19 protein-coding genes are annotated in these 23,338 nt (G+C 71.7%); 11 read left to right on the forward strand and 8 right to left on the reverse strand.

Features of this window, described 5'->3' with window-relative positions; translation table 11 throughout:
* Positions 1-216: 216 nt before the first annotated feature.
* A complete protein-coding gene (locus ABD774_RS12355; protein ID WP_345041569.1) occupies positions 217-1,632 on the forward strand; it encodes a glucose-6-phosphate dehydrogenase in 1,416 nt (471 codons plus the stop codon).
* A 153-nt stretch (positions 1,633-1,785) separates the two neighbouring features.
* A complete protein-coding gene (locus ABD774_RS12360) occupies positions 1,786-2,046 on the forward strand; it encodes a hypothetical protein (protein WP_345041571.1) in 261 nt (86 codons plus the stop codon).
* Between the two features lie 39 nt (positions 2,047-2,085).
* On the opposite strand, the gene ABD774_RS12365 is transcribed toward ABD774_RS12360, so the two are convergent.
* Positions 2,086-2,430 (reverse strand): DUF6221 family protein, encoded by a 345-nt coding sequence (locus ABD774_RS12365; RefSeq protein WP_345041574.1) that lies wholly within the window; start codon positions 2,428-2,430, stop codon positions 2,086-2,088.
* Between the two features lie 320 nt (positions 2,431-2,750).
* Here ABD774_RS12365 and ABD774_RS12370 point away from each other — a divergent pair, with 320 nt between their 5' ends.
* Positions 2,751-3,548: an SDR family NAD(P)-dependent oxidoreductase gene (locus ABD774_RS12370; RefSeq protein ID WP_345041576.1), complete on the forward strand. Its 798-nt coding sequence runs from the start codon at positions 2,751-2,753 to the stop codon at positions 3,546-3,548.
* Positions 3,549-3,601: 53 nt separating this feature from the next.
* Positions 3,602-4,963, forward strand: a complete 1,362-nt coding sequence (locus ABD774_RS12375) for an MFS transporter (RefSeq protein ID WP_345041578.1) — start codon at positions 3,602-3,604, stop codon at positions 4,961-4,963.
* A gap of 178 nt (positions 4,964-5,141) precedes the next feature.
* On the opposite strand, the gene ABD774_RS12380 is transcribed toward ABD774_RS12375, so the two are convergent.
* A complete protein-coding gene (locus tag ABD774_RS12380) occupies positions 5,142-5,903 on the reverse strand; it encodes an IclR family transcriptional regulator (RefSeq protein ID WP_345041580.1) in 762 nt (253 codons plus the stop codon).
* A 233-nt stretch (positions 5,904-6,136) separates the two neighbouring features.
* Between ABD774_RS12380 and ABD774_RS12385 the strand changes: the two genes are divergently transcribed.
* The 7 genes from ABD774_RS12385 to rarD all read left to right on the forward strand — a co-directional run bounded on the left by ABD774_RS12385 (position 6,137) and on the right by rarD (position 14,401).
* Entirely contained in the window at positions 6,137-7,606 is a 1,470-nt protein-coding gene (locus ABD774_RS12385; RefSeq protein ID WP_345041582.1) for an MFS transporter, read from the forward strand.
* Positions 7,603-7,968, forward strand: coding sequence for an NIPSNAP family protein (locus tag ABD774_RS12390; protein WP_345041584.1), 366 nt, complete (start codon positions 7,603-7,605; stop codon positions 7,966-7,968). Before ABD774_RS12385 ends, ABD774_RS12390 begins: the two co-directional genes overlap by 4 nt.
* A 9-nt stretch (positions 7,969-7,977) precedes the next feature.
* Positions 7,978-8,805, forward strand: a complete 828-nt coding sequence (locus ABD774_RS12395; protein WP_345041586.1) for an SDR family NAD(P)-dependent oxidoreductase — start codon at positions 7,978-7,980, stop codon at positions 8,803-8,805.
* A 103-nt stretch (positions 8,806-8,908) separates the two neighbouring features.
* On the forward strand, positions 8,909-10,357 hold the full coding sequence (locus ABD774_RS12400) for an FAD-dependent oxidoreductase (protein ID WP_345041588.1): 1,449 nt from the start codon (positions 8,909-8,911) through the stop codon (positions 10,355-10,357).
* Positions 10,358-10,435: 78 nt separating this feature from the next.
* On the forward strand, positions 10,436-11,899 hold the full coding sequence (locus ABD774_RS12405; protein WP_345041590.1) for an FAD-dependent oxidoreductase: 1,464 nt from the start codon (positions 10,436-10,438) through the stop codon (positions 11,897-11,899).
* A 35-nt stretch (positions 11,900-11,934) separates the two neighbouring features.
* On the forward strand, positions 11,935-13,473 hold the full coding sequence (locus ABD774_RS12410) for an FAD-dependent oxidoreductase (RefSeq protein WP_345041592.1): 1,539 nt from the start codon (positions 11,935-11,937) through the stop codon (positions 13,471-13,473).
* Between the two features lie 4 nt (positions 13,474-13,477).
* Positions 13,478-14,401 carry an EamA family transporter RarD gene (rarD, locus tag ABD774_RS12415; RefSeq protein ID WP_345041595.1) on the forward strand — a complete coding sequence of 308 codons (924 nt, stop codon included), beginning with the start codon at positions 13,478-13,480 and terminating at the stop codon, positions 14,399-14,401.
* A gap of 226 nt (positions 14,402-14,627) precedes the next feature.
* Here the strand turns inward: rarD and ABD774_RS12420 are convergent, their stop codons facing one another.
* The 6 genes from ABD774_RS12420 to ABD774_RS12445 form a co-directional block, all read right to left on the reverse strand.
* Positions 14,628-15,617: a cell wall-binding repeat-containing protein gene (locus ABD774_RS12420; protein WP_345041597.1), complete on the reverse strand. Its 990-nt coding sequence runs from the start codon at positions 15,615-15,617 to the stop codon at positions 14,628-14,630.
* Positions 15,618-15,872: 255 nt separating this feature from the next.
* Positions 15,873-16,901, reverse strand: a complete 1,029-nt coding sequence (locus tag ABD774_RS12425) for a M14 family zinc carboxypeptidase (RefSeq protein WP_345041599.1) — start codon at positions 16,899-16,901, stop codon at positions 15,873-15,875.
* A gap of 235 nt (positions 16,902-17,136) precedes the next feature.
* A complete protein-coding gene (locus tag ABD774_RS12430) occupies positions 17,137-18,822 on the reverse strand; it encodes a DUF4127 family protein (protein WP_345041601.1) in 1,686 nt (561 codons plus the stop codon).
* A gap of 88 nt (positions 18,823-18,910) precedes the next feature.
* The gene (locus ABD774_RS12435) at positions 18,911-21,340 is read right to left on the reverse strand and encodes a DUF4127 family protein (RefSeq protein WP_345041604.1); all 2,430 of its coding nucleotides are present in this window, start codon (positions 21,338-21,340) and stop codon (positions 18,911-18,913) included.
* A 148-nt stretch (positions 21,341-21,488) separates the two neighbouring features.
* Positions 21,489-22,283, reverse strand: coding sequence for a carbohydrate ABC transporter permease (locus ABD774_RS12440; protein WP_486327309.1), 795 nt, complete (start codon positions 22,281-22,283; stop codon positions 21,489-21,491).
* Between the two features lie 127 nt (positions 22,284-22,410).
* On the reverse strand, positions 22,411-23,337 hold the full coding sequence (locus ABD774_RS12445) for a carbohydrate ABC transporter permease (RefSeq protein ID WP_345041608.1): 927 nt from the start codon (positions 23,335-23,337) through the stop codon (positions 22,411-22,413).
* Position 23,338 lies beyond the last annotated feature (1 nt).

The following is a 23,338-nucleotide window of genomic DNA, read 5'->3' on the forward strand; positions in this document are numbered from 1 at the left end:
GGGGGCGTGGACCAGCCCCGGGGACGTGGCCCAGCCCCGGGGGCGTGGCCCGGAGACGTCGCCTGAGATGTCGCCCGGAGAAGTGGCCCCGAGACGTCGCCCGAGACGCTGCAGGACACCTCGCCGGAGATGGGAGCGTGAGGCTCGGGCGGCGTGGTCACGCGCCGTGGTGGATGATTCGGCCGAGGAACAGCGCCCGACGACGAGAGGCCGCCGATGCCCGGGAAGTCCGCGGACGAGGAGATCCGGACGCTGCTGGTGCTCGGTGCCAGCGGTGACCTGGCGGGGCGGTTGCTGCTGCCGGGTCTCGGGCGGCTGCTGGCCGGCGGACGTGCGCCCGGTCTGCGCCTGGTCGGTGCCGGTATCGACGACTGGGGCCCGGAGCAGTGGGCCGCGCGATTGAGGGAGACGCTGTCGGTCGCGCCGAGCATCGAGGTGGCGCCGTGGGAGCACTTCGCACCGCGGGCCGACGACGAGCCGGGAGCCGACACGCTGCGCCGGCTTGAGCAGGAGTCCGTCTACCTCCATGCGGACGTCGCCCGGGCCGAGGACCTGCGGCGGGTGCTGGAGGCGTGCACCCCGCCGGTGGCGGTCTACTTCGCCCTCCCGCCCGCGGTGACGGAGCGGGCCTGCCTCGCCCTGGAGCAGATCGGCGTGCCGGGCGGCACGCGGCTGGTGATGGAGAAACCGTTCGGGACGGACGCTGAGTCCGCCCGCCGCCTCAACGAGGTCGTGGCCCGGCTGGTGCCGGAGGAGCGGGTCCACCGGGTGGATCACTTCCTCGGGAAGAGCACGGTGCTGAACATCCTGGGGCTCCGGTTCGCGAACCGGATCTTCGAGCCCGTCTGGAACGCCTCGCACATCGCGCGCGTGGACATCGTCTACGACGAGAATCTCGGCCTGGAGGGACGCGCCCGCTACTACGACACCTCGGGCGCGCTCCGCGACATGATCGAGAGCCATCTGCTGCACGTGCTCGCGCTCGTGGCGATGGAGGCGCCCGCCACGCTGGGGGAGCGGGACGTGCGGGACCGCATCGCCGAGGTGCTCCGGGCGACGAGAGCGGGCGACCCGGAGGAGCACAGCCGGCGGGCACGCTACGGTGCCGGCCGCATCGGGTCGCGGGAGCTGCCGGCCTACACGGAGGAAGCCGGCGTCGATCCGGGGCGGGGCACCGAGACGCTGGCGGAGGTGACGTTCTTCGTCGACAACTGGCGCTGGAACGGTGTGCCGTTCCGGCTCCGGTCGGGCAAGGGGATCGGCGCCGCCCGGAAGGAGGCCGTCATCACCTTCCAGCACGTCCCGCACCTGCCCGCCGGACTCACCGGTCCCTCCCACCCCGCGCGGTTGCGCCTCGGCATGGGGCCCGAGGCCCTGGACCTCGAGATCGACATCAACGGCTCGGGCGACCCGTGGGAGCTCGACCGGGTCTCCCTGTCGACGACCTTCGGTCAGGGGGAGCTCCCCGCCTACGGCGAGGTCCTGGCCGGGGTGCTGGAGTCCGACCCGCTGCTCTCCGTGCGCGGCGACGTCGCCGAGGAGTGCTGGCGCATCGTCACCCCGGTCCTCGATGCGTGGCGGGACGGACGGGTGCCGCTGGAGGAGTATCCGGCCGGCTCCGACGGGCCCTGACGCGGGCGTGCTCGAGCCCGTCCGGGGACAGCCCGCCCCCCGAGCGACAGCCCGGTCCCGCCGAGCACGGTTCCGTCGCACGGCTCAGCCTCCGTGCATTCTGGGACCTTCGATCCCCTGCGCGGACGCCCCCGGCCGAACTACCTTCGCACGGTGGCATCCGAGCCGGTCCCCGCTGGCGAGCTGGCGCACTCCCTCACACCCGAGGAGTACGGCGAGCCGGTCAAGCATGCCGATCCTCCCGTGCCCGTGCTGGCGTGGATCCAGAATCGGGACGGACACCGCCTGGTCGACGGCGTCGCGACCGCCTGGACCCCGCGTGCGGTGGAGGTTCGGTACACGGACGAGCGTGGGCGCGTGGGCACGGTCTGGCTCTGGACCTCGGCCGTCTTCCGGCTGCCCGCCAGGCCCTGACTGACGAACCCCCCTCGTGCCGAGGACCGCACCGCCCCCCTACCGCCACTCCTCGCGGTAGTCGGGGTGGTCGGCGTAGACGGCGGCGAGCGCGCGGACGGTCGGGCACGGGAAGCCGGCGGTGGTGTCGGCGACGTTGCCGCAGGTGAGGCAGCCGTGAAAACCCCAGATGTCCGCGGCCCCCTGGTGCAGCTGGACGATGGCCCGTAGGGCACGCAGTTCTGCGCGACGGCGGTCCGGCCGGTCCGCACGGGCGGTGCTGCCAACCGCGGCGTCGTTGGTGCCGGCCGCGCCGTCGGTGGTGCCGGTCGCGGTGACCACGGCCTCGTCGAGCGCGGCCTGCTCCTCCGCCAGGCGCAGGAGCAGGAAGTCCGTCACGTCCATGCGGCCATGGTTCCAGGAACCTCGTGCACGCGAGCCGACTGCGGCATCATCCGCCGGTTTTGCGCAGGACGGAAAAACAATGCCTGGGGCTTGCGCGCCGCGCAATCGCTCACCTACCTTCGTGCTCGCCCGGCAACACGGGGCCAAAGTCCGTTCCCTCTCCGACCAACCCATCCGTCGGCAACGACCACCACAGGCGGCGCGGCCGCAACGACGCGTAGCAACGGCCCAGGCGATGCAGCCCTGGCCAGCATGCACCGGCCGGCTCTCCCGCCACACCGCCCGTTCCTCAGAGCTGATCTTTCGACGAAGGAGTCCTGGTGAGTCAGACGCTCACGAACCAGCACGACGCCGCGCAGCCCGCGGCGGCACCCGGCGGCACGACCCGCAAGCTGCCCCGCACCGCTCAGCGCGCCGTCGTCGTCGGTGCGTCCAGCGGGATGGGCGCGGCGATCGTCGCCCGCCTGGCGGACGCCGGCCACGCCGTCGCCGGCCTCGACCTCGCGAGCGCCACCTGGCCGCGGGACTCCCGCGCCGTCCACCGCGGCGCCGTCGACGTGACCGACGCCGACTCCGTGGAGGAGGCGATGGCCGAGGCGGCACGCGAGCTCGGAGGCCTGGAGATCGTCGTGAACTGCGCCGGCATCCTCGGTCCGGTCGAACCGACCCTCGAGACGACGCAGGCCACGTTCCAGCGGATCGTCGGCCTCAACCTCGGCGGTGCCTTCGCCGTCACCCGCGCCGCGCTCGCCCGGCTGGTGCCCGCCGGCTACGGCCGCATCGTGCACATCGCCTCCATCGCCGGCAAGGAGGGCAACCCGCAGATGGCCGCGTACTCCGCGTCGAAGGCGGGCGTGATCGGCATGGTGAAGGCGATCGGCAAGGAGTACGCAGCGAGCGGCGTCACCGTCAACGCGATCGCGCCCGCCTCGATCGAGACGCCGCTCATCGCCGGGATGACCGAGGAGCGCCAGGCAGTGCAGCGCTCGCTCATCCCGGTGGGGCGGTTCGGCACCGTGGCCGAGGTGGCCGCGCTCGTCGCCTACATCACCTCCCCGGACGCCTCTTTCACCACGGGGTTCGTCTACGACCTCTCGGGCGGACGGGCCGACTACTGACCCGTGGCCCCGGCCCGCTTCCCTTCTACCACTCCCAGAAAAAGGACCAGTCAATGACGACGACCAGCGTCAGGCCCCCGGCCTCGGCGGCCGCCGGCACGGGCCGCACGACGAACCAGGGCAAGCGTTCGTCCCTCGCCGGATTCTTCGGCGGCGCGCTCGAGTACTACGACATGTACATCTACGCGTCAGCCTCGGCCCTGGTGTTCAGCCAGGTGTTCTTCCCCGACGCCGGAGCCACCGGCCTGCTGCTCTCCCTGGGCTCCTACGGCGTGGCCTACCTGGCCCGCCCGCTGGGCGGCTTCCTCGCCGGGCACTTCGGCGACCGGCTCGGCCGGCGCAACGTCATGATCGCGACGCTGCTCGTCATGGGCATCGCCACGTTCCTGATCGGCTGCCTGCCCGCGTACGACAGCGTCGGGATCCTCGCGCCGATCCTGCTGGTGGTGCTTCGCCTGCTCCAGGGCCTCTCCGTCGGCGGGGAGGCGGCCGGCTCCACCTCGCTGACCCTCGAGCACGCCCCCGAGGGCAGGCGCGGTCTCTACACCTCCTGGATGATCAACGGCATCTGGGTCGGGTACATCCTCGCCACGTTCGCCTTCCTCGGCGTCGCCGCCCTGCCCGACGAGCAGATGCTCTCGTGGGGCTGGCGCGTCCCGTTCTGGCTCAGCGCCGTCATCGTCGTCTTCGGCCTGATCCTGCGCCGGACGATCGAGGACCCGGAGGTCTTCGTCGACACCAAGGAGAAGCACTTCGTCGACACCAAGGAGAAGCAGAAGGCCGCCCGCGTGCCCGTGGGCGAGCTGCTGCGGCACCAGCCGCTCGACGTCGTCCGCGTCATCTTCGCCGCCTTCCTCATCGTCATCAGCTCCGTCGTGCCGGTCTACGGGCTCACCTACGCCACCAACATCGTGGGCATCGAGGCGAGCACCATGCTGTGGACCGCCATCTTCGGGTACGCGACCGCGCTGGTGACGCAGCCGCTGTTCGCCAGGCTCAGCGACAGCATCGGCCGCAAGCCGGTGCTCATCGCCGGCAACCTCATCGGCGTGGCCGCCGTGTGGGAGTTCTTCTGGGCCGTCGGCGAAGCGGACGTCCCGATGATCTACCTGGGCATGTTCCTGTGCATCACGATCGCCTTCGGCGCCACGAACGCCGTCTACCCGGTGTTCTTCAGCGAGATGTTCAACGTCCGGTTCCGGGTCAGCGGCATGGCCATCGGCCTCCAGCTCGGCATCGTGCTCACCGGCTTCTCGCCGTCGATCATCCAGGCGGTCTCCTCCGCGAACGACGACGCCTGGTGGCCCGCGGCGGCGCTGACCAGCGTGGCCTGCATCATCTCGGCGATCGCCGTCGCCACCGCGCGGGAGACCTACAAGGTGCCGCTCGACCAGCTCGGCGCACGCCACATCTGAGATCGGAGGGACCACGCCGCACCGGGTGCGGGCGTGGGGCGCCCCGGTCCTCGCGGACGCCGGTCGGCCGACCTTCTCGGCCGGCCGGCGTCCCCGCGCCCATGCGTGCGGGGGCGGCGCGACGGACCGGCAGAGACTGATCGCCGGGACGACGCGCGGTCAGAGAAGCGACGGGCGGTCAGAGCAGCAGCGCCTCGGCGGTCTCGTCGGCGGTGCGCAGGAGCGCGCCGGCGAACTTCGGCAGATCCGCCTTCGTGAAGCGTGCGATGGGCATGGCGATGCTGAACGCGGCGCGCTCGCCGTCGATGGCGCCGATGGAGACGGCGAAAGCCGCGACGCCGGCCTCGCTCTCCTCGAAGTTCGTGGCCACCCGCTGGCGGCGGACCTTCTCCAGCTGCCGGTGCAGGTCCTCGAGGTCGACGTTCATGTCCGCGCCGCGGGCGCCGCGCATCGCCACCTGGTACCGCGCGTCGACGTCCTCGCGGGGAAGCGTGGCGAGCATGGCCTTGCCCGCGGACGTCTGGTGCGCCGGCAGGCGGACGCCGATGCGCAGGCCGAAGCGCAGCGGCTGCAGGTTGGCCTCCACGCCGTCGAGGTGGTGGATCTCCGTGCCGACGAGCGTGGCGACGTGGACCGTCTCCCCGACCCGCTCGAAGAGCCGCTCGAGATGCGGCCGCAGGCGCGCGCGCAGGGGCGGGATCTCACGGGCGGCACCGGGGCGGAGCAGCTCGGGGCCGGGCTCGTAGCGCTTGCGCTCGCCCTGGGTGGCGAAGCCGTCGCCGACGAGGGTGACGAGCAGCCGCTGGGCGGTCGAGGGGTTGACGTCGAGGGCCTTCGCGGCCTCGGTCACGCTGAGCGACCCCTTCTCTCCCAGCAGTTTCAGGAGCACGAGGGCGCGGTGGACCGACTCGACCCGATCAGGAGTTTCATTGCGTAACACGCAATAAGACTACCGGGTCTTGCGTGCGGCGCAAGAGCATGTCTACCTTGGTGTCACAGCAGAACGCGGGACCAAAGTCCGTTCCCGCTCCCGACGGCGTCTGCACTCAGCACCACGTAGTGCCGTAGGGCCTCGCAGAGCCGCCACCCCTGGCTCGTGCGCCGGCCGCAACGTCGCCCGTCCCTCCACCCCCAGTCCCGTCCCCCGCTGATCGTCCGACGAAGGAGTCACCGATGAGTCAGACCGCCTCGCCGCGTATCAAGCGCTCGCTGCGCCCGACGACGTCCGCCCCGCCCCAGGCCAAGCGCGCCGTCGTCTCCGGAACCTTCGGGTCCGCCCTCGAGTGGTTCGACTTCGCCGTCTACGGCGCCATGTCGGCCACCGTGTTCCCGGCGCTGTTCTTCAACGAGATGGACCCCGCGATGGGGATCCTCGCCTCCTTCGCCACGTTCGGCGTCGGCTTCTTCGCCCGCCCGCTGGGCGGGATCGTGTTCGGCCACCTCGGCGACAGGATCGGCCGCCGGAAGGTCCTGCTCAGCACGTTCATCTCCATGGGCGTGGCCTCCCTGATCATCGGCTTGCTCCCGCCGTACTCGGCGATCGGGCTCGCCGCCCCGCTGCTGCTGGTCGTCATGCGGTTCATCCAGGGCTTCGCCCTCGGCGGCGAGGCCACGGGCGCCCAGCTGATGACGATGGAGCACGCCCCCGAGGACCGCCGCGCGTTCTACGGCGCCCTGATGGCCATGGGCTCACCGGTCAGCCAGGTGGCGGCCAACCTCCTGCTCGCAGTGCTCTCCGGCGTGCTGAGCGACGCGGCGTTCCTCTCCTGGGGCTGGCGCGTCCCGTTCCTCCTGAGCATCGCGCTCGTGGCCGTCGGCATCTACATCCGCCTGAAGGTCGAGGAGACGCCGGTCTACCAGGAGGGCATGAAGGAGCTCGCGCAGGAGACGACCAGCCCGGCCGTGGTCATCCGGACCCACTGGGCCACGATGCTCCGGCTGATCCTGGCGTTCTCGCCGATCGTGCTGACCTTCTACATCGTCTCGGTCTTCGGCATCAGCTACCTGACCACCCACGGCTTCACCCGGAGCCAGACGTTCACGATCATCATGATCTCCAACTTCCTCTCGGTGATCGCGATCTGGTGGGGCGGGCGCCTGGCCGACGTCTACGGCCGCCGCAAGATCCTCATGGTCGGCTCGATCGGCACGCTGGTCGCCGCCGTCATGTTCTTCGCCGTCGTGGACCTGGGGAGCTTCCCGCTCACGCTCGGGATGGTCGCCTTCGCCCTCGTCACCGCCCAGTTCGGCAACGCCGGCCAGGGTGCGCTCTTCGCCGAGGCCTTCCCCACCCACATGCGCTACACCGGCTCCGCCCTGGCCCTGACCGGCGCCAACCTCATCTTCGCCGCCCCCGCGCCGTTCATCGCCTCCTGGCTGACCGGGCTCAGCGGCGGCAGCACCATCACCATCACGATCTTCTGGGTCGTCACCATCGCCGCCGCCATCGTCAACATGCTCCTCATGGGCGACGGGCGCACGCTCGAGGGCGGCACGCACCGCTTCGGCCGGTACCTCACGGCCGAGGAGACGAGGGCCGAGGACGCCAGGGCCGGCGGGGCGACGGCCCGAGGCACCGTTCCGCAGGCCGGCGCCACCGTTCCGGGGGCCTCGCCCACCGTGCCGGCGGGGGTGACCCGATGATCGTCGAGCAGCGCACCTATGTCCTGCACACCGGCGCCAGCCTGGCCGAGTACCTCGACGCCTACGAGAACATCGGCCTGCCGGCCCAGAAGCCGATCCTGGGCGGGTTCCTCGGCTACTTCGTCACCGAGTTCGGCACCCAGAACGAGCTCAACCACTTCTGGGCCTACGACGACCTCGAGGACCGGCGCGCCCGCCGCGCCGAGCTCGCGAAGAGCGAGCAGTGGCAGCAGTGCCTGTCCGTCATCCGACCGATGATCATGACGATGGCGAACAAGATCATGTACCCGACGACGTTCTCGCCGATCAGGTCGCTGCCCGTCACCGTCACCGACGCCGACACGGCGTTCTCCGCGAACTGAGGAAGACACATGACCGTCACCCACACCATCACCGCCGACCCGTCCGCCGCCGCGACGCTCACGCGGACCGCGATCGTCACCGGCGGCGCCGGGGGTATCGGCAGCGCCATCAGCCGCCGCCTCGCCTCGGCCGGCTACGCCGTCGTCGTGGCCGACGCCGACGCCGACGCGGCCGAGCTCACCGCCGCGACCCTGCCCGGGGTCGACGGCGCCGAGCACCGCGGCTTCGCCGGCGACCTCACCGACAGCGCCGTGAACCGCTCGCTGGCCGAGGTGGCGGCGGCCGAGGCGCCGATCGGCGTCATCGTCAACGCCGTGGGGATCTCCCCGAAGCGGGACGGTCGCAAGATCTCCTTCTTCGAGATGAGCGACGAGGAGTGGAACCGGGTGATGGCGGTCAACGTCAGCGCCCCGTTCTTCCTCATCCGGGAGGCGTTCCGCCACATGCCGACCGACGGCACCGCGAGCATCGTCAACCTGCTCTCCATCACCGCCAAGCTCGGCGCCGGCGGCGCGCCGGACGCCGTCTTCCCGCCGCACCTGCCCTCGACGGTCGCCTACGCGGCGTCGAAGGCGGCCCTGCAGAACCTCACGGCCAGCCTCTCGCGCGAGCTGGCCGGCCACCGGATCCGGGTCAACGGCGTCGCCCCGGGCTTCGTCCAGACCCCGATGATGGGCGAGGTGCCGCCCGAAGGCCCGCTGCTCGACCAGGTGCCGATGCGCCGGTTCGCCCGGCCCGAGGAGATCGCCGACGCCGTCGCCTTCCTCGTCTCCGACCAGGCCTCCTACATCACCGGCACGTCCCTGGACGTCAACGGCGGCTGGCTCACCTGCTGACCTCCTCGCCGGCTCCACGGCCGGCCCCCGACGCCCGGCCGGGCGGGGCACCCCCACGGTCCCGCCCGGCCGGACCACCACAGACCATGAGAGCGAGATTCACGTGTCCATCACCGAGAACACCTTTGACCTGGTCGTCGTCGGGTCCGGCATCGCCGGGCAGTCGGCGGCGACGACGGCGGCGGAGGCCGGCCTGCGGGTCGTGCTGCTGGAGAAGACGGAGAAGCTGGGCGGCTCGTCCGCGATGAGCGGCGGTTGGTTCGCGTTCTCCGGGACGCCGGAGCAGGCCGAGCTGGGCATCGAGGACTCGGCCGAGCTGTTCCTGAGCGACATGCTCGAGGCCGGGGAGCACCTCAACGACCGGGCGCTGCTGGAGGCCTACCTGGCCAACCAGGAGACGACGTACCGGTGGCTGAAGGACCACGGGGTCGAGTTCCGTGAGGTCGAGATCAGCTCGGGGATGTCCGCCCGGCGCGGCCACAACTCCGTCATCAAGGAGGTCCTGGCCCGGCTGCACGCGGACTTCACCGCGGCCGGGGGGCAGACCCGGCTCGAGCGCCGCGCGGTCCGGCTGGTCCGCGAGCCGTCCGGTCGGGTGACCGGCGTCGTGGCGGCCGCCCCGGACGGCACCGAGGAGCTGTACACGGGCCGTGGCGGGGTGGTGCTGGCCACCGGCGGGTTCTCCCGCGGGAGCGACCTGCTGAAGATCTTCGCCCCCGAGCAGCTGGCCGCCATCCCCTACGGGGGGAAGGGCAACACCGGCGACGGGCTGAAGATGGCCTGGAAGCTCGGCGCGGGTCTGGCGGACATGTCGTTCGTCTCGGGGACGTACGGCTCCCACCCGGAGACGGGGGAGGAGTTCCACGAGTTGCTGACCGCGTACTACATGGGCGCGATCATCGTGAACAAGAACGGCGAGCGGTTCGTCGACGAGTCCCTGGACTACAAGACCCTGGGCCGCGTGGTGCTCGACCAGCCGGGCGGCCTGGGCTTTGAGGTCTTCGACGCCAAGGTCCGGGCGAAGTCCCACCGCGGCATCCCGCTCAAGGACATCGACACCCTCGAGGAGATCGGCCACGTGTTCCGGGCCGAGACGATCGAGGAGCTCGCCGAGGCCGCCGGGATCGACCCGGACGCGCTGGTGCAGACCGTGGCGCGCTACAACGCCGCGATCGCCGGGGAGGGCACGGACGAGGTCGGGCGCACCAACCTGTGCAACGGGCAGGGCGACCTGCTGCCCATCGACACGGCCCCGTACTACGCCTACCCGGCCAAGTCGCTGATGACGACGACGTACTGCGGGGTGACGATCGACCCGTCCGGCCGGGTGGTCGACGTCGACGGGGACGTCATCGAGGGCCTGTACGCCGTCGGTGAGGTCACCGGCGGCTTCCACGGCGCCGCCTACATGACGGGCACCTCGCTGGGCAAGGGCGCCGTATTCGGCGGCATCGTCGCCCGGCACGTCGCCGACGAGCTCGGGTCCGACGAGCTCGACGCCGACGTCGAGCCCGCCGCCGCGAACCCCGCCGTCCGCGTCCCCGTCGCCTGACCGCAGCGCTCACGCGCATCTGACCCCACCCGATCACCGTGGGCCGTCCCCGGCCCGCGTTGTCGAAGGAGACAAGCAATGACTCACCATCACAAGGTCGACGAGGTCAGGACCGCGGACGTCGTCGTCGTCGGGTCGGGCGTGTCCGGCTCGGCCGCGGCCATGACCGCGGCCCGGGCGGGCGCCCGCGTGGCCCTGCTGGAGAAGCAGGAGACCTTCGGCGGGTCGGCGGCCCTGTCGGCCGGGATGTTCTGGACCGCGCCGACCGTCGAGGCCTACCGGAGGCGCATCCCGCTGGGCGACGTCGCGCTCGGCACCCGGCTGGTCGAGGACTACGAGGCCGCCCTCGCCGAGCTGCGTGCCTCGGGAGTCAGGGTGGCCGACGAGCCCAAGCGGGACATCATGACCTTCGGCATCGGCTACTCCACCGACATCCGGGCGATCCTGGCCTGGTGCCGGGACGTGGTCGTCGCCGCGGGCGGGGAGGCCCGCACCGGGACCGCCGTCGTCGCGCTCCTCGACGACGGACGGAAGGTCACCGGGGTGGTGGCGTGCGAGGCCGACGGGCGCCTGGTCCGCTACGACGCCCCCGCCGTCGTCCTCACGACCGGCGGGTTCCAGGGCGCGCGGGACGAGCTGACCCGGCACGTCGGGCCGAACGCCGACCGGCTGCTGCTGCGGTCCAACCCGGGCAGCGTCGGCGACGGGCTGCGCCTCGCCCGCGCCGCCGGGGCCGGGGGGACGACGGCGATGAGCACGTTCTACGGCCACCTCATCGGCTACCCGGTCAACCGGTTCGAGCCGCAGGACTTCCTGCCGTCCTCGCAGTACTACTCCGGCTCGACGGTCTTCGTGAACCTGCGCGGCGAGCGGTTCGTCGACGAGACGCAGGGCGACGAGCTGCTCAACCAGGCGGTCACGTTCCAGCCCGAGGCGCGCGGCGTGCTGATCTTCGACGACCACGTCCGCCGCACCGAGGGCACCGAGGAGCCGTTCCCCGGCCTGGGCACCATCGACCGGTTCGCCGGGGCCGTCGAGGCCGGCGCCACCCACGCCGTCGCGGACACCCTCGAGGATCTCGTGGACGCCGTCGCCTCCTGGGGCATCGACCGCGAGAACCTCGCCGCCACCCTCGAGCGGTACACCGAGGTGGCGGCCGCGGGCGGGGGAGCGGCCCGCGGCGTCCCGGTCGCCCCCGGGGCGCGGGCGCCGCAGACCGGCCCGTTCTACGCGCTCATGGTCCAGCCGTCCATCACGTTCACCTTCGGCGGGATCCGCACCAACGCCGACGGCGAGGCGCTCGACCACGACGGCCGCCCGGTCCCGGGCCTCTACGCCGCGGGCGCCGACATCGGCGGGCTGTCGAACTACGGCTACGCGGGCGGGCTCGCCCCCGGCTACGTCACCGGCCGCTGGGCGGGCGCCTCCGCCGCGGCCCGGGCCGCGGACTCCGCCGCCGGCGGCCGCTCCGGCGTCGCAGACGGCCGCTCCGTCGCCGCGGAGGGCCGTTCCGACGCCGCCCTTGCCGGCGCGCTCCGCTGACCCACCACCACCCATCACGAGGACGAGGAAGTCACATGATCTACACGGCAGATGTTCTGGTCATCGGCGGCGGCGGGTCCGGCATGAGCGCCGCGATCTCGGCGGCGACGTCGGGGGCCTCGGTCATCATCCTGGAGAAGTGCGCGGAGGTGGGCGGGTCGACCGCCATGTCGGTGGGTTCCTTCACCGCGGCGAACACCTCCTACCAGTACCGGGCGGGGGTGAACGACAGCATCGACCTGTTCGTGGAGGACATGAAGGTCGCCAACGGGGAGTTCGAGGCCCGGGAGAACAAGGAGCTGCGCCGCATCCTGGCGGAGAACGCCGGGCCGACCGTGGAGTGGCTCTCCAGCATCGGGGTGCAGTTCCTCGGCCCGACGCCGGAGCCGCCGTACGAGAAGCCGCGCATGCACAACGTGCTGCCGAACTCCAAGGCCTACCGCGAGGCGCTGCTGCGCGAGTGCCGCAAGCGCGGGGTGGCCATCTACACCTCGATGCGGGTGGACAACCTGCTGCGCAACGCGGCGGGCGAGATCATCGGCGCCTCCGCGAACGGGCAGAACTACTTCGGCCGCCGCGGTGTCATCCTGGCCACCGGGGACTACTCGGCCTCCACCGAGCTGAAGGCGAAGTACGTCGGCGAGGCCGCGGCCAAGGTGCCGCCGGTGAACCCGAACAACACCGGTGACGGGTTCTACCTGGGCACCGAGGCCGGCGGGGTCATGATGCAGATGGACCGCCTGTACGAGGGGCTCCGCTTCGCTCCGTCCACCCGACCCGACCCGATCAAGATGCTGCCGTCGGTGCCCGGGCTGACGAAGCTCATGCGGGTGGTGGTCGAGCGGCTGCCGAAGAACCTGCTCGCCTACGTGATCCGCGGGGCGCTGACGTCGTGGATCGGCCCGAACAACACCATGTACGCGGCGGGCGCGATCCTGGTCGGCCCCGACGGGCGGCGGCTGGCGAACGAGGACTCCGACAAGCTCATGGCCCGCGCGGTCGCGGCCACGGAGGCCAACACGGGCTACATGATCTTCGACGCCCGGGTCGCCAAGAAGTTCTCCGCCTGGCCCAACCCCGTCTCGACCTTCCCCGGCGTGGCGTACGCCTACGTCCAGGACTACAAGCGGTTCCGCCCGGACGTCTACCACCAGGCCGACACGCTCGAGGAGCTCGCGGAGAGCCTCGGGATCGACCCCGCCGCGCTCAAGGCATCGGTGGCGCGGTGGAACGAGCAGGTGCGTGCCGGCGCGGACGCCGAGCTCGGCCGCGAGCGGCTCGGCGACGGCATCACCGAGGGGCCGTTCTACGCGCTCGGCCCGATGAACGCCTACGTCACCCTCGCCGACGGCGGTCTCGCGGTGGACACCCAGCTGCGGGTCACCACCGAGGACGGGGAGGTCGTCCCCGGACTGTGGGCCGCCGGGTCCACCGGGCAGGGCGGGCTCCAGCTGCTCAACCACGGCCTGCACATCGGCTGGGCGATGATCTCCGGGCGCCTCGCCGGGCGGCACGTGGCCCAGGCGCAGAACCGGCTCGACCTCAAGGTGGCCGAACCGGTCCTGACCCGCTGACGGCATGGACGCGATCGAGGCGAAGGACCGGCGAGACGGGCTGGCGGCGGCGCTCGTCAGCTACGTCACGTGGGGCTTCTTCCCGCTCTACCTCCTGCTGGTCTGGGACGTCCACGCCCTCGAGGTCGTCGCGCACCGGGTGGTGTGGGCCGCGACGGTGATGCTGGTGATCGTCGCCGTCACCCGTCAGCGGACAGAGCTGCTGCGGGTGCTCGCCGACCGGAGCTCCCGCAACCTGCTCGCCCTGGCGTCGCTGCTCATCGGCGTCGTGTGGTTCTTCTACGCCTACGGTGCGCTGACCAGCCGCGCCGTGGACGTCGCGCTGGGCTACTTCATCTGCCCGCTCGTGACGGTCCTGCTCGCGGTGACGGTCAACCGGGAGCGCCTGCGACCGGCGCAGTGGGTGTCGGCCGGCGTCGGGGCCGTCGCGGTCGTGGTGGTCACGGTCGGGTACGGGAGGTTCCCGTGGATCTCGGTCGTGGTCGCGATCGCGTTCGGTCTGTACAGCCTGGTGAAGAACCGGGTCGGACGCGGGGTCAGCCCCAGCGTCGGGCTGACGGTGGAGTCGATGCTGCTCGTGCCGTTCGCCGCCGTCGTCATCGTCACGATGTCGTTGACCGGGACCGCCACCTTCGCCGTCGGCGGGCTCGACGCCACGGACCTGTTCCTGGTGCTGTCGGGCCCGGTGACGATGTTCCCGCTGCTGCTCTTCGCGGCGGCCGCCAACCGGCTGCCGCTGTCCCTGCTGGGGAACCTCCAGTACCTCAACCCGGCGCTGCAGCTGGTCTCCGCGGTGCTGGTGCTGCGCGAGGACATGCCGCTCGCACGGTGGGTGGGGTTCGCGCTGGTGTGGGGGTCGTTGCTCGTGCTCGTGATCGACGGCGCGCGTGCTCGAGCGCGGGCCCGCCGGCTGGAGCCGGTGGGCTGAGCCCCTGAACGCCCTCCGGCACGACGGTGCCGGGGTGCGGTCGCGGCAAAGGGCCGGAGGCACCTGCCTCCGGCCCTTCTGCCTCCCGACGGGCGGTAGCCCGCCGGTGGCCGCCGCGTCCTGCCGATCCTGCCGTGCACAGTGCTCGGGTCCGCGGCTGCACTGAGAGCGAAGCCGACCGGCGAACCGGTCCCCCGAAGCTCTACCTGCTCAGTACGACTTCAGGTCAGCACGACCTCAGGTTGGCGGCGTTGTTGCTCACCACGCCCGTGCCGCCGAGCACGACGACGTCGGTGGCGCCGAGGCGGGCGATCTCCTGCTTGGTGGCGGCGGGGACGCACTCCTTGCGCGTGAGCAGCAGGGGTCCGCCGTCGAGTGCGGCGATCGGGGCGCCGGCGAGGGCGTCCGGGTAGTCCGCGCCCGAGGCGAGGTACACGACGTCCGAGCCCTGCGGGTAGGTGTTCTTGGAGATTGCCGCCGTCGTCGCGTAGCGGTCGTTGCCCGCCCACCGCTGGACCGTGGCGCCCGGGACGATCGACTTGATCTGGCTGATCACCGAGTTGCTGATCACGCCGGTGCCGCCAAGGACGACGACCTTGGTGGGCTGCCCGTACTTGAGGAGCGAGGCGGTGGACTCCGGCAGGGAGGTGCTCCGGGTGAGCATGAGGGTGCCGCCCAGGCGGCCGGCTGCGGCGGAGCCGCCGAGCGCGTCCGGGAACGAGGCGCCGGTGGCGATGAACACGGTGGTGTCGATGCCGCCCGCCTCGAAGGCGAGCTCGGTGGCCGTCTCGTACCTGTCCCGTCCGGCAAGACGGTAGACGTCGTCGTAGTCCTTGAGCTGGCTCTCCACCAGGCTGCTCACCGCGCCGGCGCCGCCGGCGACGTTGATCCACAGCGGGTCCAGCCGCGACAGCTCGCTCTTCACCGACGCCGGGAGGACGCCGTCCTTGGGCACGAGGAGCAGGGGGCCCACCTCGGCCGCGGCCAGCGGGCCGGCGGCCAGGGCGTCGGGGAAGTCGACGCCCGAGGCGACGGTGACGGGGATCTCCTCGCCGGGGCCCGGCTCGAACGCCCACTGTGAGATGGCGACGGCGGTCTCGTAACGGTTCGCGCCGCCCAGCCGGTAGGTGGTGGTCTCGCCCTCGGCGGCGGCGGGTGCGGCCATCGCGAGGGTGGCGGCGACGCCGCAGATGGCAGCGGCGATCTTGGTGCGCATCAACGTGCTCCTGGTGCTGGGGGTCAACGTAGGGGGTCGAGACGGCGCCGTCGACAGCGACGGCGTGGCGGCTCGAGCCCTATTCAACTGGCTCTCCGGGCCCGGTGACCTGGAAATCGGCACCAAAAAGTGGGAAAACACCGTCCTGATTCCTGCGGCCGGCTGGTGGACGGGTGTTTTGCCCGAATGGCGAGGCCCCGGTGCGCGCCGTTGCGCACCGGGGCCTTTACGGGAACGGCAGCTCCGCCGTCGTCCTCAGTCGCGCGACTGCTGGACGGGCATGGTGTCCCAGACCGCGACGTCGGCGTTCTCGATGGAGCCGTCGGCGATCGCGCGGGCGGTGGCCTCGAGCGTCACGACGGTCTGGCGGATCAGGTAGCCGTTGCTCTTCTGGCCGAGCACCCGCGAGGGGTCCTCGTGGTCGGACATGCCGCGCATCTCGAAGAGCAGCGTGGCGATGTCGTACTGCGAGGCCAGGCCGTTCCGGGCGATCGTGTCTGCGCTGCCGCCGACGTCGTACTGGGCGACGTGGCCCCAGCCGTAGGAGTTGACGGCGTCGTGGACGACGGCGCCGAGCCGCTTGGAGTCCTCGACCACCGCGGGGTCGACGTTGGGGCTGGTGGGGTAGAGGATCGCGCCCGAGACGAGCCTGCCGTCGGCCTCGCGGTCGGTGCCCTGGTGGTGCAGGTCGACGGCGTAGTCGATGTCGTGGGCGGCCAGCACGCGCGAGTGCAGCGCCTGGGTCTCGGGCTGGGACTGCGCCACGTGGTCCCGGTTCAGGTCGATCTCGTTGGCGTTGTACCGGGTGAGGTGGCGGTCGCCCGCGGCGAGGTAGTCCTCGAGGGAGAAGTCGACGTCACCCATCGCGCCGTCGGCGTTGAGCATCGGGACGATGAGGATGTTGACGCCCTCGAGCAGGCCGGCGTTCTTGCCGGTGCCGAGCGACCTGATGAACTCCATCGTCGCCTCGGTGGTGAGCTGCTCGTTGCCGTGCTGCTGGGTGATGTACAGGACCGTCGGGTTGTCCGGGTCGGTCAGGTACTTCACGAGGTGGATGTCGCGCCCCTTGACGGTCTGCCCGATCACCTCGAGCGTCATGGCGTCCTGCCGGGCGTCCTGGTCCTTCAGGAAGGTCACCAGCTCGTCGTACGTGGCGAGGATCGAGGTGTTGACCGTCTCGTTCCCGCCGTAGCTCGGCCCCTCGCCGGCCAGCGCCGGCGCGGAGAGACTCGCGCCGAGCGCGAGCGAGCCGAGCAGGGCGACGGCGGATGCAGCCTTCTTCACGTGGTTCCCCCAGGATGTCGAACGACGCCGAGCGGTTCGGCGGTTTGGCCCCGGGGGTTGGCGGGGCCGTTCGTGCCGCGCCCCGGCCCCCGGGTGCTGGTCATCTTCTTCCCATGAAAGGGCAAGGCGCTACGGATCCGGGCGGCCGGAAAGGGACATGGCAGGTTGTGGCCGGGATGACCGCCGACGACGAGGAAGGCCCCGACCGCGTGGTCGGGGCCTTCGTGCGGGCGGACTACCGGTCCGACGTGGTGGGCCAGGTCAGCGCGACCTCGGGCTCGAGCTCCGTCTCGAACAGGCGCGGCCACGGCAGCGCGATGTGCGTCGACGTGAGCTCGCCGATCGTGGCGGTATGGGTCTGGGCGCCACGGCGTGCGACGACGACCTCGTGACCGGCGAAGTGGTCCGCGTGGAAGTCCGCCGTCAGCGGGGCGAGCCGCTCGGCGACGAAGCCCTCCATCGTCACCGCCTGGTCCTCCGCGAGCCCGAAGACGTTCCAGCCCTGCGACCGCGCCTCCGCGTACGCGGCCGGCTGGACGTCGTTCTTCCAGCGGTCGTCCAGCACGAACCGGTGCAGCAGGTAGCTCGCGTGCGCCTGGGCGGGGTCGAGCGCCGCGGGCACACCGGAGCCGCGGGTACCGCTCGCAAGGTAGGACCATCGCGCGAACCCGTGACCGGTGGAGATCCCGAGCGCGTTGCCCGCGGTGTTCCAGCCGGAGTAGGAGAGCAGCCCGGGCAGGTCGACCTGCGCCTCCAACCGCTCGATGAGGGCGTGGTCGGCGCGGTTGACCTCCACGGCGTCGAGGACGATCACGTCCTCGCCGCGCTCCTCCAGCTCGTCGATCCGCGCGACGAAGGAGTCCAGGTCGGCCGCGCGCTCGCCGGCGGAGGCCGACGGCGTGTTGACGAGCAGGTGGATGTCCGGCGCCGCCGTCGCCATCGCGCCGCCCGCCGCGAGGACGTGCCGCTCGATGTTCTCGTCGGACGTGGTGTCCTCGAACGGGGCCGTCCACCGGGACCCGTCGATGCCCGAGTACTCCACCGCCACGGTCGGCCGGGTGCCGTTGCGCTCCTGCACGAACCGGCTGACCAGCGTCGCGTCCACCTCGTCGGCTCCGGGGAAGATCTGGACGCGGCCCTCGACACCGAGTTCGGCGACGAGGGTCTTGAGCTCCTCCCGCTCGGCGCGGTGCAGACCGTAGGGGGCGGCGTCGTCCTGGGCGAGGATGAGGTGGTCGACGACGCCGTCCGCCGCCCACTCGATCAGCAGCCGGTTGATCTGGTGGTTGCGTTCCCGGGCGGCGAGGTAGTCCTCGAGGATCTCGTCCGGGATCTGTGCGCGCACCGAGTCCAGCTCCGCGCGTAGCTCCTCGTGGCCGAGGTTCTCCACGCGGTCCGTGAGGATCGCCCAGCGCTGGATGAGCGTGTAGTAGAGCTCGGCGTTCTCCCCGAGCGCGGAGAGCGCGAGCCGCTGGATCGTGTCGTAGACGAAGATCGGCGTGCCAGGGTTCTCCGCACGCAGCTCGCGCAGCACCGCGACGCGCTCGCGCGCCTCCGCCTCCGTGGCGGCGGTCCCCGTCCGTGAGGCGATCAGCCCGCCGTACGCGAGCATGCTGACGGAGACGACGTACCCGTCGGCGTCCTCCTGCTCCAGCAGCCAGTCGCCGACGGCGTCACCATCACCGGGCGTGGTGAACGTCCCGATGAGGTCTGACGGCGGGAAGACCGTCTCGACGCCGGCCGAGGCCGCCGTCATCGTCGGGAAGTACAGGTTCGCGGGGCGGTCGTCCAGCGGGACGAGCGCCAGCTCGGCGCCGTCGTCCGGCGGTGGGGCCGCGGCGGCAGCCGTCGCGGGCAGCGCGAGGCAGGCGGATGCGAGGAGCGTGAGGCTCCGGGAGATCGACGTTCTTGGCTCGCTCATCGAGGAGTTCCTTCTCTTCTGGGGAGGGGCTGGCTCGTGGTTGACGAGGGCCCCGGTGCGCCGCTCCGGCGGCGCACCGGGGGAGAGGTCAGTCGCAGAGCGTGCTGGCGCGGCAGGTCACCTCGACCTCGTAGAGGCGGACGCGGTCGTCCCGGCTCCCGGTGACGTCGAGGCGCAGGGCGGTCGCCTCCACGGCGTCGAAACGGTGCAGGGGTGCGACCTCCGTGTTCGCGACCACCTCACCGACCACGCGCCACTCCCCGTCCACGAGGGCCGAGACGGTGTAGTCCTCGAGGAGATAGCCGCCGTACTGGTGCAGCTGGACGGTGTCCACCGGCTCGGGCCTGGCGAAGGCGACCTCGAGCCAGTGCGCCGCCGCGGGGTCGGTGATCCACCGGCTGGCGGCGCTGGTGGTGTTCCCGTCGATCGCCCGCTCCGGTGCGTACTGGCTCCACCAGCCCGACGCCCGGACGGTGGCTCCGGAGGACGCCAGGGCCACATTGCGCCACGCGGCGGTGACGGTGCTGGCAGCCTCGACGCTCGTGCCGTCGGCCGAGGTGACCACCGCCGCGACGGTGCCGGACGCCTCCGGGGCCAGAGCCGCCGTCGTCACCGTGAGCTTGACGTCGCGTACCTCGAAGGGAGCGAGCGAGACCGCGAGCGGCTCCGGCGTCACCCAACCCTCGGGGGCGCGCACGGCGAGGGTGACCCCGGCCGGCCCCGCCGTGTCGTTTCGCAGCACGGCCGTGAGGTCGAGGGTGACGGCGGCCTCCGGCCGGACGTCGGTGGCCCAGGGCAGAAGCGCCACGGAGACAGGGGCGGCGGGCGGCTCGTCGACGACGGTGATCCCGGGGAAGACGTCCAGCTCCTGGTAGCGAGGCCAGCCGAGGGACAGCTCGAGAGAGTCGAGCGAGGAGACGACGGCGGTGCGCTCGCCGCGGCCGTCGTCGCCCAGCCGCATGGGCACCCCGGCAAACTCCTCGGCGAACAGCTCGCGTGCGAGCGGCTCGGTGCGGGTGACGGCCAGGGTGTTGGCGCCGTCGAGCGCGGTCGTCATGTGCTGCGGGTCGTCCCCCTCGGCGACGGCGTAGTCCCGCACCGCGGTGCGCACGTGGTTGCGGTAGAGGTCGGTGTGGACCAGCTCCTCGAAGAGCAGCCGTTGGTGGGCCTCGGCCGCCGAGGTGAGCAGAGCCCGTCGCGCGCCGAGCACCGGTGCGCCGTTGGTGTCGGCGCTACCGGCGAGCAGCGGTGCCTGCCGGCTGGCCTCGAGCAGTGCCGCGCGGACCACCGACTGCGAGAGCGAGATGCCCACGTTCCAGCCCGACCAGGCGCCGAGCTCGGCCAGGTCGATCCGCGGCGCGAGCAGGTCGCGCAGCTCGGGGTCGACCACGCCGGCCACGGCGTCGTCGCCGATCGCGACCAGGCGTCCGTGGGCGACGGCCTCGTGCGCGCGGTCGACGAACGGCTCGAGGGAGCCGGCACCGGAGGTGTTGGCCAGCAGCAGGACGTCAGCGTCAGGCGCGTCCGACCGCTCCGCGCCCAGCGTGGTGATGTACTCGTCGACCAGCTGGCCGTACGGGATGTCCTGGTACGGCGCCACCCAGTCGTCTCCAGGGGTGCGTGACCACTCCACGTCGACCGTCGGCGTGACGTCCAGGCGCTCGACGACGTGCTTGGCGGTCAGTAACGCCCCGAGCACGTCCGCACCGGGGTAGATCTTGACCCGGTCGCCGACGCCGAGCTCGGCGACGAGCGCGACGAGCGCCTCCTTCTCCGCACGGTGGGGGCCGAACGCGCTGGCGTCGTCCTGGCCGAGGACGAGGAAGTCGATCGTTCCCGCGGCGGCGGCGCGGACCATGTCCTGGTTGATCTGGTGGTTGCGCGCACGGGCGCAGAGGTAGTCGTCCTTGATCTCCTGCGGGATCTCGGCGGCGACCTCCTCGTACGCCGGCCGCAGGTCCTCGCGGCCGAGGTTCTCCACCTGGTCCATGAGCTCGGCCCACCGGCGAACGGGGCCGGAGTACATGCCCGGGTACCCGCTGGTGGGTTCGATGGTCAGGCGCTGGATGACGTCGAACGCGTACACCGGGTGCTCCGGGTCGGCGGCCTTGACGTCCTCCAGGACCTCGAGGCGCTCGCGGGCCGTGCCGAGGTCGGTCGCGCAGGTGCGGGAGGCCACCAGGCCCCCGTAGGCCAGCATCGGGAGGGCGACGACGGAGGCGTCCGCCTCGGCCGCCGTCGTCGACCACCACTCGCCGACCGCGTCGGCGTCGCCGTACGTAAAGAACTCCCCGAGCAGGTCGGTCTGCGGGGTCAGGGCGGTGTGGCCGCCCGCGGCGGCGATCTCCACCGGGGTGACGGCGGGGAAGGGCCTGTCGTCCAGCGGGACGACAGCGATCTGCCCCAGCGAGGGTGGGGGTCCGGCCTGGGGCGGCAGGGCGCCGGCGTCGGGCGCGACGCCCGCGAGGGAGGTGGTCACGAGGCCGGCGGCCCCGAGCAGTGCAGCGATGGTGCGCATGCGGGTCTCCTGTCCCCGGGCACGCGGGCGCCCGCTCGGCGCCGGCTGTGCTCGGTGTCGGGTGGCGGGTGGTCCGCGGAGGGGGCGGAGAGAAGGGCGGTGAGCGGGATCGTCGCTCACGAGGCCGGCGCGGGTGCGGTTCTTCGCATCACCCCTTCAGCCCGGTCTGCGCGAGACCCTGGATGAACTGGCGCTGAGCGAACACGAACACCACGAGCACGGGGATCACCGTCAGGGTGGTCGCCGCGAGCTGGACGTTCCAGATCGGGCCGCCGTAGGCGTCGACGTACTGCGTCAGTGCCTGGGGGAGGGTGAAGTTCTCGCGGCTGGAGAGGTAGACGATCGGCTCGAGGTACATGTTCCACGACTTCAGGAACGTGAAGATGGCGACGGCGGCGACGGCCGGCCGGGCCAGCGGGAAGGCGATCTTCCAGAAGATGCCCCACCGGGTGAGCCCGTCCATGCGGCCCGCCTCCTCGAGCTCGTGGGGGAGCCCGAGGAAGAACTGCCTCATGATGAACGTGGCCAGCACGCTCGGCGCGCCCAGGATCGGGATGACGATCAGCGGCCAGTGCGTGTCGATCAGCCCCAGCGAGTTGACCATGCGGAAGAGCGGCACGATGGTCACCTCCGACGGGATCAGCAGCCCCACGAGGACCACGATGAACAGCAGGTTCGCGCCCGGGAACTGGATCCGCGCGAAGGCGTAGCCGGCCAGGGACGCCACGAAGATCGTGCCGACCGTGACCAGGGCCGCGATGTACAGCGAGTTCCAGTACTGCTGGGCAAAGGGCTGCAGCGTGAAGACCTGCGCGTACGGCTCGAGCGACGGCGCGTCCGGCCAGATGGTCGGCGGGACCCGCAGGATCTCGCTGGTGGTCTTCATCGACGACGTCGCCATCCACCAGGTGGGGAAGACGAACGGCACCGCCAGGACCGCCATGAGCAGGACGAGCCCCCACCGGGCCAGCGCGGGGCGGCGCGTCCGGCGACGGCGCGGCGCGGGGGCGGGCGCCGTCGTGGGGGAGGCCTGGCGCTCCGCCGTCGTGGCGGCCGGGGCCGGCAGCTGGTCAGACCTCATGGAACACCCACCGCTTTCTGGTCTGCCACTGCACGAGCGTCAGGGCGAGGACGATGGCGAACAGCAGCACCGCGATGGCGCTGGCGTAGCCGAACTCGTTGAACTCGAACGCCTGGCGGTAGAGGTAGTACACGAGCACGGTGGTCGAGTTCCCGGGGCCGCCCTGGGTGAGGACGTCGATGAGGGCGAAGGTCTCGAGCGAGCCCACCACCGTGAGGATCGAGACCAGCAGGATCGTCGGGCTGATCATCGGCATGGTGATGGACCAGAACCGGCGCCACGCGCCCGCGCCGTCGAGCTTGGCCGCCTCCTGGATCTCCTCCGGCACCCCCTGCAGGGCGGAGAGGAACAGGATCATGTTCAGGCCCACGTTCTTGAAGACCTGGACCACGACGACGGCGACCATCGCCGTGACGTTGTTGCGCAGCCAGTTCGGGCCGTCGAGGCCCAGGCCGGCGAGGAACGAGTTGATGCCGCCGTCGACCTGGAGGAGGAAGCCCCAGACGATCGTCCACGCCACGAGGGAGACGACCACGGGGGAGAAGAACGCCACACGGAAGACCGTGGTGCCCGGCAGCTTCTGGTTCAGCAGCACGGCCAGCGCGAGCGCCAGCGAGATGTTCAGGATCACCAGGCCGAGCGAGAACCACGCGCTCGCGACGAGCGAGTCGTGCAACGCCTCGTCGGCCAGCATGCGCTCGTAGTTCGCCGCGCCCTCGAAGGTGAACGTCGCGGCCAGGACGTTCCACTCGTGGAGGCTGTACCAGATCACCGCGATCAGCGGCGCGATGACGAAGGCGAGGGAACCGAGCACCGCGGGGGCCGCGAAGAGGTAGCCCGTCGCGGCGTCGCGGCGCCGCCAGGCGGACCGGCGCTCACGCCGGTCCGCCCGGGGGCTGGTGGCCAGGACCGCCATC

The organism is Georgenia daeguensis (assembly GCF_039537705.1).
In the GTDB taxonomy this organism is placed as follows: Bacteria; Actinomycetota; Actinomycetes; order Actinomycetales; family Actinomycetaceae; genus Georgenia; species Georgenia daeguensis.